The sequence below is a fragment of the Enterocloster citroniae genome, assembly GCF_040545455.1.
In the GTDB taxonomy this organism is placed as follows: Bacteria; Bacillota; Clostridia; order Lachnospirales; family Lachnospiraceae; genus Enterocloster; species Enterocloster citroniae.
On sequence record NZ_JBEPLZ010000002.1, the window covers coordinates 321,221 to 334,127 of the forward strand.

Genomic DNA, 12,907 nt, shown 5'->3' on the forward strand with positions numbered 1-12,907 from the left:
TCAGATAATATATCTGATAAAGGAAGAAAGGTGTGATGCCCATGGAGCCATCAGGGTTATATGAATACACAAGTGATCAGGAATATATGGAGTGTGTGAAGGATATTTTGGAACATCCTGTATTCCAGTCTATGGACCAGTATATACAGCATGGGACAACGACCTGCAAGACCCATTGTATACAGGTTTCATATCTTGGATATAAGTTCTGTAAAAGGTTTGGAGGAAATTGGAGAAGCGCTGCGAGAGCAGGGCTTCTCCATGATTTGTTTTTATACGACTGGCATACCCATGCCAGGGAGACGGGGAAGCATTTTCATGGATTCACCCATCCCAGAGAAGCACTCCGCAATGCGGACAGATATTTTAATCTGTCATGGGAGGAGGAGACGATCATTCTCCGTCATATGTGGCCCCTGACACCGGTACCTCCGGTAACAAAGGCCGGGTATGCAATTACCTGTGCGGATAAACTATGCAGTACGCTGGAGACAACGGCCCGGTTTAAGCGCTGGCTCATGATGTGCTTTTTTGCACAGCCGGCCAGACGTTAACGAAAGGGGAAAGAGAAGAACGATATGAATGTTTGGACACAAATGCTGGGCAACCAGATTCTTGTCAGCGCAGTAATGGGATGGGTGGTTGCCCAGTTCCTTAAGACACTGATCGACTTTTTGCTGAATAAAAGCTTTAATGCGGAGCGGCTGGTGGGATCAGGCGGTATGCCAAGTTCCCATTCCGCCACGGTTTGCGGTATGACGACCGCGGCCATGCTGAGATATGGGGTTGGTTCCTTTGAGTTTGCCGTGTCATTTGTGGTATCTATGGTTGTTATGTATGACGCCATCGGGGTGCGCCGGGAGACTGGTAAGCAGGCCAAACTTCTCAATTCCATCCTGATGGAAAATCCGCTGAAGCTGAATGCGGAGGTGCTTCAGGAAAAACTTAAGGAGTATGTGGGACATACCCCGCTGCAGGTTATGGCAGGTGCGATATTGGGAATTCTGCTTGCACTTGCAATGGATCCTTACTTTTAATGTGTTGGGGGAGACGTCACATTAGACAGGAAGGACAGAAGATAGCATGAATATTTACAGCTTCATTAACTGGTTTTTTCTATATAGTTTTCTTGGATATCTGCTGGAATGCGTTGTCCTCAGTGTTGAATATAAGCGGCCTGTGGTGGACCGTGGCTTTGGCCATGGCCCCTTTTGCATCATATACGGTTTTGGTGCTCTTGGGGCATGTATGCTGTTAAAGCCTGTGTCAGGAAGGCCCGTAGAACTTTATACGGCATCCATGGCCATGGCCACCACGATGGAATTGGTGACAGCCAATATCATGGTACGCCTGTTCGGTGCGTTCTGGTGGGATTACAGCCACAAGGCATTTAATTACAGGGGCATGGTTTGCCTGGAGAGCAGCCTGGCCTGGGGGTTATTGGGGCTGTTTTTCTTCTATTTTCTGGATCACTGGGTACGTTCCCTGGTGTTTAGCATACCTGGAAATTTGGGCAGTATGTTAGCGGTTGGCCTGACTGTGTTTTACCTGGTGGATTTTATCCATTGCCTGCGTCTGCGCATGGGCGGTATTGAAGAAGAGGAAAGGGCGATCGGCCGCCTGAAGATATATTAGTATTAAAGATATATTTGCACTAAATAGTACTAAAGCTCTATTAGCATTTTGGTTTTCTGCGTATTTTATATCTGGCGGACATTTAAAGGAGAATGACATGAATGGAAATGAGAACTGGGGCGGATACCGGGTTATACTGGCGTCCGCCTCTCCCAGGAGAAAAGAACTTCTGAACCAGATTGGGATCGAACCTGAGATAAGGCCGAGCCATATGGCGGAGGAAACCGGTGAACGAAAGCCGGACCGGGTGGTGATGGAACTGTCCAGACAAAAGGCAGAAGACATAGCTGCAGAATACGGGGCAGGAACCATGGTCATTGGTGCGGATACCGTGGTGGCTGTGGGAAGTGAGATCCTTGGTAAGCCCGGGACCCCCATGAAGGCCTATGAGATGATTGAGAAACTCCAGGGCCGGACCCATCAGGTATATACCGGTGTAACGGTGCTGCTGTGCCAGGGCGGGGGGATGACCCATGGTATTACCTTTGCGGAAAAGACGGATGTCCATGTATATCCCATGACGCCCATGGAGATCAGTGAATATGCAGGATGTCCGGAACCGCTAGACAAAGCCGGAGCATATGGCATACAGGGCCGGTTTGCAGCTTATATAAAAGGAATTGACGGGGACTACGCCAATGTGGTGGGCCTACCTCTTGGTAGGCTTAACCAGGAGATTAAAGGACTTTTGGAGGATAGGGAAGATGATTAAGCTCATTGTATCAGATGTGGATGGAACACTTGTACAGGACGGCTCGCCCAGTGTAAACCCTCAGGTATTTGATACCATTCTTAAGCTGCGTGAAAAGGGAATCCAGTTTGTCATTGCCAGCGGAAGACCATGGGCCAGTGTGGAGCATGCTTTTGAACCTGTGAAAAAAAAGATTTTTTATGTTGCTAATAATGGGGCATATGTGGGATGCTGTGGAAGAAGCCTTTATGTATATTCCATAGAGCCGGAGATCGTTCACCGTATTATCAGGAAGGTGCGCCGGTATCCGGATCTGGAAGTGGTTTATGCAGGTGCCAATGGAGATTATATAGAATCCCCCAATGAGGAGTTGTTCAGGTGGCTTACCGAGAGCTATAAATTCAACCTGACCAGGGTAGATGACCTTCTGGAGCTGGATGAGCCCTGTGTGAAGGTTTCTATTTATAAGCCGGAGGGAATCGAAGCAGCCACCAAAGATATTTACGAAGAGTTTAAGGATGAGTTAAAGGTAGCATGTGCAGGCGATATGTGGATGGACTGCATGGCTAAGGGTGTGAACAAAGGAAAGGCCATTGAGACGATCCAGGATAGTTTGGGGATCAAACCTGAGGAAACTATGGCATTTGGTGACCAGCTGAATGATATTGAGATGCTGGGCCGGGCATATTACAGTTTTGCTGTGGCAAATGCAAGGGAAGAAGTGAGGAAAGCAGCCAGGTTCCAGGCTGACAGCAATGAGAATGACGGTGTCCTCAAGATTTTAAGACATCTGCTGTGAAAGGAGTTCTTTATTGGACGGAAGTAAGATCAACAGAATACGGGGGATGAGAGGAAAAGCTGTTGCTGTAATGATTGCAGTCTGTATGGCGGTTATGCTGCCTGCCGCAGGCTGCTCCAAAAAGGCTGCGTCTTCCAACGGTGTTAAGACCGTGGAAAAGGATTATACCAAAGGACAGATCATGGTCATAGCAGCCACTGAGCGGAACCGTTATCAAAACATATATACCAGTGAACTGTGGTCCGTAAAAGCGGACGACAGTGGTGTCACCTTTGAGGACAAGCTGATCGATCAGATTGAGCAGTTCCTCATTGAACTGGCTACCACGAATATGATGGCGGACGAACAGGGAGTGGAATTGACAGGTCAGGAAAAGGATTCCCTCAAGACCTTGTCAAAGGAATACTACCGCAGTCTGTCAGACCAGGATAAGGACTATATAGATGTATCAGAGAGTGAAATATATGACTTATATTGTGAATATTACAGAGCAGATAAGCTGGTTGGGGAACTGACCAGGAATGAAAATCTGGAGGTCAGTGACGCGGAGGCAAAGGTGATCCAGGTTCAGCAGATTGAACTGGATACCAGGGAGAGGGCGGAGGATATCCTGTCTCAGGTCCGGCAGGAAAATGCGGACTTTTTTTCCATTGCTACACGAAGCTCCAAGGATGCTCAGATTTTATATACCATGGAATGGAATGACCATCTGGACAGCAGGCAGGAGGCAGCATTTGCTCTGGAGCAGGATGAGATCAGCGGCATTGTGGAGCAGGACGGAAAGTATTATATTTTCAAGTGTACCAATGCATATGATGAGGAAGCGACTGCTGCTAGGAAGAGTATGCTGGCCCAGGATAAAAAGACCAGGGCATTTCTGGCCATCTATGAACCGTTTGTACGGGAACATGCAGTAAAGCTTAAGGATGACCTGCGTGAGGTGGTGGATTTTTCCGGTGGACAGGGTTGTGTGACAGACAGCTTTTTCCAACTATATCACAGTTATTTTACTAAATGATCGAAAGCTGCCGGCTGAATAATGATAACAGCCGGCAGCTTTTTTGCTATGGAAAAGTCCGGCATTTTATGAAATCGATTATTATATATGATAATAATAGGTAATAAGAAAAGCCGTGGACATGCATTTTGAACCCACATTGGAGTTTCACAGGATTGCAAAAACAAACGGGATCAGTGTGATTGGTGCTACCCATTATTCAACTGAGAGATTTGCATGTATTGCCATGGCGGAATATTTCCAAAAACTAGGACTTGAAGCTGTATTTTTAGAAGGAACATACTATCTGAACGATTTATGAGGTCTTTTTCTGTCACAGATGTGGAAAACTGCTGTCTAATAATAGAGAGGTGGGTGTTGAATTTTATTCAGCTGTAAAACAGTATAAACAGCAGAGAGCAGGAAAGGACAAGAATATGAGAAGAGATGAAAATGAAATTCGTGTATTAATTGATGAGGCAATCGCTGGAAACAATCGATCTCTTGAGAAATTGCTGGATAGTGTGCAGGATATTGTGTTTAATTTGTCGCTGCGCATGCTGGGCACGGTCCAGGATGCAGAGGATGCGGCCCAGGAGATATTGATCCGAATCATGACCCATTTGTCTTCCTTTCGCAGGGAGAGTTCCTTTCGTACATGGGTGTACAGGCTGGCGGTCAATTATCTGAAAAATTATAAGAGGTCTATGTTTGCCGGTCAGCCGCTGGATTTTGAGTATTATGGAAATGACATCCGTTATGCGGATATGGGAAGTATTGATGACCTGGTGGATGATATCAGCAGAGAAACACTTGCTGAAGAGTTAAAAATGTGCTGTACCAATGTAATGCTCCAGTGCCTGGACCCGGAAAGCAGATGTATTTTTATTTTTGGAACGATGTTTAAGCTTGACAGCCATACGGCTGGAGAAATCTTAGATCTGACTCCGGAGAATTACCGCAAAAAGCTTTCAAGAATACGGAAAAAGGTAGCGGCTTTTCTGGATGTTCACTGTGGTCTAACGGAAAAAGGTATCTGTTCCTGCAGCAGGCGGGTCAATTATGCCATTTCTCAGAGGCGGATCAACCCGGAAAAATTAGATTATCTTAAGCTTCAGACAATGGACCAGGAAGTTTCAAAAGAGTTTATGGATGAGATGGAAAAACTGGATGCATTAGCCCTTACCTTTGAAATGCTGCCCAGCTATCAGTCGCCGGTGCGGGCGCAGGATGTGGTCTGTAAGATTTTGCAGTCAGCCTCATTTAAAAAGATTCAGGAACTTTAGGGGGAGCTGCAATGAAAAACAGTATGATTTCCTATCTTTCAGATTTGGAGCAGAATAATGATCGCCAATGGTATCATGGCCACAAAGAGGAGAAACGGGCAGCTGTCAAGGAGTTTGAGGATCTGATTCAGGCCCTTATACTTGAAATCGGAACATGGGATAGAACCGCACTTCACAATGAACCACGAAATTTGATATTTAAACTGAACAGGGATACCAGGTTCAGCGCGGATAAGCAGCCTTATCATCCTGTGTTCCGGTGCCATATTGCGGCTGCAGGTAAATTGCCTGTTCCGGTAGGTTATTTTCTTTACATATCGCCGGAGAAAGTCATTTTTGGGAGGAGGGCTGTTTGCAGATATGTTCAAGGACGTCACATACCGCATCAGGGAATACATACACGGGCATGAGGAGGAGTTTTTGGGCATAGTGGAATCACCGGAATTTACTGCACATTTCAGGATTATGGGAACATCGTTGAAAAATGTACCCAAAGGATATCCTTCTGATTGTCCGGCTGCAGAATATCTAAAATATAAAAGCTGGTTTGTTGAATATCACCTGAAGGACGGCGTGTTTGATGATTTAGAAAGGTTTGTAAAGATTGCAGGGGAAATGTACCTGCTGATAAAGCCATTTAATGATTTTCTGAACAGGGCACTGGATGGGTTTGTCATGCCGGAAAGGCCGATATAGGGGGAAGTACGCTGTCAGCGTTATCTTAGAGCGATGGATGTACAGGATACAGCCGGGTTATCTTTTTATGGATAACCCGGTTGTTCACCATGGCGATCGATCAGCCGATCAGCAGAAACTTACCATTCATGGATGACAGCAGCCATGGAAGATAACTGTAGCCATAGAAGATAATTGCATCCAGATTACGGAGCTACGTTGCCCAACCGCATAACAATAAGGGAAACATTGCTGAAAATAAATCCTGCTTCATCTACCACTACGCGAAGGGTTACAGGCGGTGCGGTAACCGTGAATGGTACTGTAAATGCAAGGGTGGCTGTTTCATTTGAAAAAGTAAAGGTATGTCTTGCTATGGCTCCGGGAACAGATACACCGTCAGCTTCCAGCCTGACTGTTACCGTGGTGGGAATGGTTATGCAGGCGCCCACTGTTACTGTGGAATGGAAGGCTGCCTGATAAACTCCAGCCTCACTGATAATGATATCGGTAGAACCGGCCTGCTGGCTAATGGACTCGCCGGACAGGAGAGGTGCATCATGAAACGTCAATGCACCGCCAGGTGTTGAATCCTGGTAAGTGGGGTCAACAGTTGCAAGTACGTCAAGAGTTGCATCCGCACCGGTAGCACCTGTGGCACCGGTAGCACCTGTGGCACCGGTAGCGCCAGTGGCGCCGGTAGCACCTGTGGTGCCGGTAGCACCTGTGGCGCCGGTAGCACCGGTTGCACCCTGGATGCCCTGAGGTCCTTGGGGACCGGTAGGTCCGGCAACACCCTGTATACCCTGAGCGCCCGTAGCGCCAGTGGCTCCAGTAGCCCCTTGGATGCCCTGAGGCCCGGTGGCACCGGTAGGCCCGGCAACGCCCTGAATACCCTGAGGTCCGGTAGGTCCGGCAACGCCCTGTATACCCTGAGCACCCGTAGCGCCAGTAGCACCGGCAGCACCGGTAGGTCCCTGGATGCCCTGAGGCCCGGTGGCACCGGTAGGTCCGGCAACACCCTGGATGCCCTGAGGCCCGGTAGCCCCGGTAGGTCCGGCGATACCCTGTATACCCTGAGCGCCGGTAGCGCCGGTAGCACCCGTGGCGCCCGTAGCGCCGGCAGCGCCAGTGGCACCGGCAGCACCTGTAGCTCCCTGGATGCCCTGCGGTCCCTGAGGCCCGGTGGCCCCGGTAGGTCCGGCAACACCCTGTATACCCTGAGCGCCCGTAGCACCGGCAGCACCCGTGGCACCGGCAGCACCTGTAGCTCCCTGGATGCCCTGCGGTCCCTGAGGCCCGGTAGCCCCGGTAGGTCCGGCAACACCCTGTATACCCTGAGCGCCAGTGGCACCGGTAGCGCCGGTAGCACCTGTAGCGCCCGTGGCACCAGCAGAACCGGTAGCCCCCTGAATACCCTGAGGCCCGGTAGCCCCGGTAGGTCCGGCAACACCCTGTATACCCTGAGCACCTGTGGCTCCGGTAGCACCGGCAGGTCCCATGGCTCCAGTATTACCGGTAGGCCCGGCAGGCCCGGTAGCCCCACGAGGAATAATAAAGTCCAGGACATGGTCAGGTCCGCCGGTTATATCGATCACTTCGGCCGGTTCACCTGGATCTCCGGTGATTGTATTACGGATGGTGATAGTTTCACTGGTACCAGTGGCTCCGGTAGCGCCAGTGGCACCGGCTGTGCCGGTTATTCCTCTAGGTCCCTGAGGTCCGGTAGGTCCGGTAGCTCCGGTAGAACCTGTATTTCCATTTACACCCTGTGCACCTGTTGGTCCGACCGGTCCTGTTGGCCCCACATAACCTTGTGGTCCCATGGCTCCTGTGGGCCCTACTGGTCCCTGGATTCCGGGGCATCCTCTCGGCCCAACGGGTCCCATAGGTCCTCTTGGCCCAGTTGCTCCCATGGGTCCTCTTGGTCCCTCTGGTCCCATAGGTCCCCTTGGACCTGTTGGTCCTCTATTTGGACAGCATCCTGGATTCGGGCATGGATTGCAGCATCTGCAATCGCAGTTACATCTGCAGTTGTCAGGACAATCACAGCTGTCAGGACATCTACAGTTATCGGGACATTTGCATCTGTCAGGGCATTTGCATCTGTCAGGGCATTTGCAGTTATCGGGGCATTTGCATCTATCGGAGCATTTGCAGTTATCAGGGCATTTACAGTTTCCAGAGCATTTGCAATCCCCGGGACACCTGGATTCTCCCATACATCCGGATGAAGTATTAAAGTCATTTTCAAATGGTTGACGGTTCGTATTATCATGCATATTTATATTATCGGGATAATTATAATACATTTCTCCCCCTCCTTTTGGGTAATAGGAATGTTGCAAGGCAAGTTAATGGATAAGCTTTTATGGAGTGATGTTTGTTACCGGTTTTTTATCTAAAAGACCTCTGGTTTGGCCTCGGATAATGTGGGAGGAGAAGTGGTGGCGGCTCCTCTGCTTTCTATGAGCAGGTAATACCTGTATCAGCACGGTTCCGGAACTGCAGGAGAATCGAACCTGCTGAACCGGAATTTCATTTCTGTTGGCAACACGTGTGTGAAAAAGGGCCATGATAAAGTCTGGATTGTAATGTATCTTTTGTATTTTAAACACTTAAATTTCATATCCATAAATGGAATACCTCCGGCTCTGTTGGTGAACTGATCCAATGGAACCAGAAAGAGCCGTATTTCATCTGTGTATAATATTGTTTTCATCCGATTTCGGATGGTTTTGGTTTATTTTGATATGATTTCGGCTTTGCAGGCAGAAACAAAGGTTGGATCATTGTTATTGGGACCAACGAGAACTAACATACCGAATTCATTTATTAAAACAGTCCCCTGTGCAACGGTCTGACCGCCGGCTTTGATATCTACACCGCTGGTTCCGACTGGCAGATATGCCCGTATTGCATTTTGACAATCTGCACCACATCCAATTGGTAGAGGTTCTGGAGCAGGAAGATAAGTGATGCTGTTGTTGTAAGTTGAACTGGTGATTCGTATAGCTGTAATCCGGCAGATTGACACCGCTTCCTGGGGAACCCCCTGGCTATTCACCAATTGGAACAGACCGGCGTTGGGATTGGTATTGGGGGCGGGTAAAAGTGAACCCGGACGTCCGCTGACATTGTTGCCGCTTTCCATGGCAACAATAATCGTATCATTGGGGTAAAGGCTGATGATCTGCCGGATCAGATTTCTCATCTGTTCAACGCAGAAGCATTCTACAGCATTGCCGGCAGCCCCCGTAGCCCCCGTGGCTCCCGTAGCTCCAGCAGCCCCCGTGGCTCCAGCAGCCCCCGTGGCCCCAGTAGCCCCCGTGGCGCCTGTGGCTCCCGTAGCGCCCGTGGCCCCCGTAGCTCCAGCAGCCCCCGTGGCCCCAGTAGCGCCGGTAGCCCCAGTGGCCCCTGTAGGTCCGGTAGGACCAATCGGACCCTGGTTACCTTGAGAACCTGTGGCCCCGGTAGTCCCAGCCGGTCCTTGAATCCCTTGAGCCCCGGTAGCCCCAGTGGCGCCTGTGGCCCCAGCAGGTCCGGTAGCCCCAGCAGGCCCCTGTATGCCCTGAACTCCCTGAGCGCCGGTAGCGCCGGTGGGTCCGGCAGGCCCCTGGGTCCCCTGGATACCCTGAGCCCCTGTTGCACCGGTGGGTCCGACAGGCCCCTGTATGCCCTGAACTCCCTGAGCGCCGGTGGCACCTGTGGCTCCGGTAGCACCTGTGGCACCGGCAGCACCCGTAGCGCCGGCTGGTCCCTGGATGCCCTGCGGTCCCTGAATCCCCTGAATGCCTGTTACACCTGTGGGCCCCTGGATGCCCTGCGGCCCCTGAAGCCCGGTTGGTCCGGTAGCGCCGGTAAGACCGGCCGGTCCCTGTATTCCCTGTGGCCCCTGTGGTCCTGCGGGGCCAGTGGCGCCGTTAAATCCTCGCGGCCCCATAGGCCCGGTTGGTCCGGTGGGCCCTACATAACCCTGTGGTCCCATGGCACCGGTAGCGCCTGTGGGTCCCTGGATTCCGGGGCAGCCTCTGGGGCCTTGAGGCCCGGTTGGTCCAGTAGGACCCCTGCCATTACAGCAGCAGTCGCAACAGTCACAATCACAGCCGCATCCACAGCCTGAGCCTGCCAAACGGCTGCCCTCAGTGGTGCCGCAGCCTGGACGGCGCTGTTCCATGTTCATGGAATCGCTGCGGCTGTCCATATGATAGTCTGGATATGGGTTCATTCCTTGTGGAAAATCATAATACATAACAACCTCTCCTTGCTTTATTATCTGGAAGCATCTGCTTCCGTTCAATGTTTTAAGATGCGTTCAAAATATGCCTGATTCTGCTTTACGGCCTCATGATCCGGTTTTAGATTCCGGGCTTTTTTGTGATAGTAGTAGGCCCGTTTGGGATCACCCAGCTTGTCATAGCAGACACATAGCTGAATGGCAGGAAGAAAGCCATAACAATCTTTTTGGACAAAAGCTCCTGAGCGTTCATCCGGACTGCATGCCAGGGCTTGGCTGTACCAGTAGACGGCTTCCCGTAAGGTTCCGTTTTCCAGTTTAAGACGTCCCATTTCGCAGCACGCTTCCGCCCGGGGAATGTCATAGACGAAGCTTTTAGTAAGAGCCATCATGGCATGTTCCCGCTGCCCCGTCCTGTCATAACAATAGGACAGGTGAAGGCATGCATCGATCTTATTTTCAATCCATCCGTCCGGTTCCCTGAGAAAGTTCTCAAGTACTTGGATGGCATCGGAAAAACGTTCATGGTAATACAGCTCCCGGGCGTAATAAAACTGGTGTCTGGGTTCCAGTTTTTCTCCTTCCTTTAGCATGGTCTCGTAAATCCTCAGATTGCGGTCCCTGTCGCCGGTGCCCTCCTTTTTATGCTGTATTTCTATATCGGAATACAGGATATTACCTCCCGGAGTCACGGCCTCATGGACCCTTCCCTGCCACAGAAATCCCCGGTGGTTCTTAAGGATCCGCTCTCTATAGTAGGAAAATGTAGTCCTGCCTTTGGAGTCAAAACCTGTGGCGTATCTCATCATCACCACATCAGTGGACGGATCCAGACTTTCTTTTAACTTAATAAGTTGTTTTACAGTCTCCGGACTTACCGTATCATCGGCATCCAGCCACATCCAGTAATCCATGGATGCCTTTTCGCAGGCCGCATTTCTGGCTGCGGCAAAATCATCTTTCCAGGGAAAATCATAGACTTCCTGGGTATAACGGCGTGCAATCTCTTTTGTCCTGTCAGTGGATCCGGTATCCATAATGATGATCTGGTCTGCTGCCAGGGACATGGGCTTTAGAATTCGCTCCAGCACTGCCTCTTCATTTTTAACAATCATACAAAGACTTAAGGTAATCAAGAAATAATCCCCCTGTACTAAACTGTTTATCTGACCGGGCTTTGGAATATGGGTGGATCTTGGATTGATGGTCTTCCGGCCCGATACTGATCTGCATCAATAACCGAAGTGCGGCGTCTATTGCCCCTGATGGGATATTCCCCGGCTTTTGGCCCGGTCCGTGAGACGGACATGGGATTGGCTTCGGATATGCCTTGGGCGGTTCAGGCGCTTTATTTACGGTTATTTACGCAACTCAGTACTAGTAATACTATATGAAAATGGAACAAGTTTGGTGTATGGGAAAATGGACAGTAAATTCCCTGAACTGAGGATCGGAAAGGAGATTTCAATCATCGGTGTTTTGTGGTATGATAGAGTGAGAACAAGGACAAAGGAGGAATTTCTTATGAGAAGGAGATGGGAAGGGGCCGCTGTCGCCGGTCTGGCTCTGGTGGTTGCAATGTCCATGTCCCTGGTCAGTTTCGCGAAAGAAGAACGGACAAAAGTGGGGACCATTGGGCTTACGTTCGCTTCCGACATACAGGCAGGGGAATCAGGCGGAACGGTGGATGTTACGCTGGACAGTGGGGAATGCTCCATTGAAAGCGTGGATATTGTAAATGAAGGAGATTACTGGATCGGTGGTGACAAGCCAAAGGTGGAGATATGGCTGTCGGCGGATTCTGATTACTACTTTTCCAAATCAGGCAAGAATGCATTTAAATTTGACGGGGATAAGGTAAAGTATGTGTCCAGTTCTGTTAAGAGCGACAAATCCGAGATGGTGCTCACCGTTACCCTGGAAAAGCTGGATGAGGATGATGAGGATCTGGATGTGGACGGACTGATCTGGGATGAGGACAACGGAATCGCCCACTGGGATCACCTGGATCTGGCAAAGACATATAAGGTACGTCTGTGCCGCAGAGGGAACAGCAGCTCTGATGATGGGATCGGAACTGTCTACACAGTGAAGGAGAACAGCTTTGATTTCTCGGGTAAGTTTCCCAGAACAGGCACCTATTACTTTAAGGTAAGAGCCATTGACGCAAGGAATCATGCAGGGGACTGGGAGGAGTCATCTTATATTGAGATAACCGACCAGGACCTGGTAAGGCTGAATGGACAGTGGATGAGGGATGACAGAGGCTGGTGGTATGTAAATACGGACGGAAGTTATACAAAGAACAACTGGCAGTATATCCATTCCAAATGGTACTTTTTTGACGAGGAAGGTTATATGAGGACCGGATGGATCTCCTGGGGAGATAAGCAGTATTACTGTGATGAAAACGGAGCCATGCTCTCCAGCACGGTCACACCGGACGGATTTACGGTTGGTGCAGACGGAGCCAGGGCCAACTAACGGAGCCGGGACCAACTAACGGAGCCAGGGCCAACTGACAGGGCAGTCAGGTAAAACTCCGCCATAAAGCCCATAAACCATACATAAAATGCTAAAAAATGGC

Annotated in this window: 14 protein-coding genes; 10 read left to right on the forward strand and 4 right to left on the reverse strand. The window is 50.1% G+C overall.

What is annotated here, in order from left to right; all coding sequences use genetic code 11:
* Window positions 1-41: 41 nt before the first annotated feature.
* From ABID13_RS03535 to ABID13_RS03575, 9 genes are all read left to right on the forward strand, one after another.
* A complete protein-coding gene (locus ABID13_RS03535) occupies window positions 42-554 on the forward strand; it encodes an HD domain-containing protein (RefSeq protein WP_040415687.1) in 513 nt (170 codons plus the stop codon).
* A 42-nt stretch (window positions 555-596) separates the two neighbouring features.
* Window positions 597-1,037 carry a divergent PAP2 family protein gene (locus ABID13_RS03540; RefSeq protein ID WP_007860418.1) on the forward strand — a complete coding sequence of 147 codons (441 nt, stop codon included), beginning with the start codon at window positions 597-599 and terminating at the stop codon, window positions 1,035-1,037.
* A gap of 46 nt (window positions 1,038-1,083) precedes the next feature.
* Window positions 1,084-1,635, forward strand: coding sequence for a putative ABC transporter permease (locus ABID13_RS03545; protein WP_048929790.1), 552 nt, complete (start codon window positions 1,084-1,086; stop codon window positions 1,633-1,635).
* Between the two features lie 97 nt (window positions 1,636-1,732).
* Window positions 1,733-2,347 carry a Maf family protein gene (locus tag ABID13_RS03550; protein WP_007860414.1) on the forward strand — a complete coding sequence of 205 codons (615 nt, stop codon included), beginning with the start codon at window positions 1,733-1,735 and terminating at the stop codon, window positions 2,345-2,347.
* Window positions 2,340-3,125: a Cof-type HAD-IIB family hydrolase gene (locus tag ABID13_RS03555; RefSeq protein WP_007860412.1), complete on the forward strand. Its 786-nt coding sequence runs from the start codon at window positions 2,340-2,342 to the stop codon at window positions 3,123-3,125. Before ABID13_RS03550 ends, ABID13_RS03555 begins: the two co-directional genes overlap by 8 nt.
* A 13-nt stretch (window positions 3,126-3,138) precedes the next feature.
* Window positions 3,139-4,143, forward strand: coding sequence for a peptidylprolyl isomerase (locus ABID13_RS03560; RefSeq protein WP_007860410.1), 1,005 nt, complete (start codon window positions 3,139-3,141; stop codon window positions 4,141-4,143).
* A gap of 416 nt (window positions 4,144-4,559) precedes the next feature.
* Entirely contained in the window at window positions 4,560-5,408 is an 849-nt protein-coding gene (locus ABID13_RS03565; protein WP_048929907.1) for an RNA polymerase sigma factor, read from the forward strand.
* An 11-nt stretch (window positions 5,409-5,419) separates the two neighbouring features.
* Window positions 5,420-5,818: a DUF2461 family protein gene (locus ABID13_RS03570; protein WP_330376670.1), complete on the forward strand. Its 399-nt coding sequence runs from the start codon at window positions 5,420-5,422 to the stop codon at window positions 5,816-5,818.
* Window positions 5,769-6,104, forward strand: coding sequence for a DUF2461 family protein (locus ABID13_RS03575; protein ID WP_007860405.1), 336 nt, complete (start codon window positions 5,769-5,771; stop codon window positions 6,102-6,104). The genes ABID13_RS03570 and ABID13_RS03575 overlap by 50 nt, the downstream gene beginning before the upstream one ends.
* Before the next feature lie 185 nt (window positions 6,105-6,289).
* On the opposite strand, the gene ABID13_RS03580 is transcribed toward ABID13_RS03575, so the two are convergent.
* From ABID13_RS03580 to ABID13_RS03595, 4 genes are all read right to left on the reverse strand, one after another.
* Window positions 6,290-7,972: a collagen-like domain-containing protein gene (locus tag ABID13_RS03580; protein WP_276325538.1), complete on the reverse strand. Its 1,683-nt coding sequence runs from the start codon at window positions 7,970-7,972 to the stop codon at window positions 6,290-6,292.
* The gene (locus ABID13_RS03585) at window positions 7,924-8,337 is read right to left on the reverse strand and encodes a hypothetical protein (RefSeq protein ID WP_242856934.1); all 414 of its coding nucleotides are present in this window, start codon (window positions 8,335-8,337) and stop codon (window positions 7,924-7,926) included. The genes ABID13_RS03580 and ABID13_RS03585 overlap by 49 nt, the downstream gene beginning before the upstream one ends.
* 489 nt (window positions 8,338-8,826) lie before the next feature.
* On the reverse strand, window positions 8,827-10,335 hold the full coding sequence (locus ABID13_RS03590) for a collagen-like domain-containing protein (protein WP_053095347.1): 1,509 nt from the start codon (window positions 10,333-10,335) through the stop codon (window positions 8,827-8,829).
* A gap of 44 nt (window positions 10,336-10,379) precedes the next feature.
* Window positions 10,380-11,456 carry a tetratricopeptide repeat-containing glycosyltransferase family 2 protein gene (locus ABID13_RS03595; RefSeq protein WP_007860401.1) on the reverse strand — a complete coding sequence of 359 codons (1,077 nt, stop codon included), beginning with the start codon at window positions 11,454-11,456 and terminating at the stop codon, window positions 10,380-10,382.
* Between the two features lie 388 nt (window positions 11,457-11,844).
* Between ABID13_RS03595 and ABID13_RS03600 the strand changes: the two genes are divergently transcribed.
* On the forward strand, window positions 11,845-12,804 hold the full coding sequence (locus tag ABID13_RS03600; protein ID WP_007860400.1) for a hypothetical protein: 960 nt from the start codon (window positions 11,845-11,847) through the stop codon (window positions 12,802-12,804).
* The last annotated feature ends 103 nt before the right edge of the window (window positions 12,805-12,907 follow it).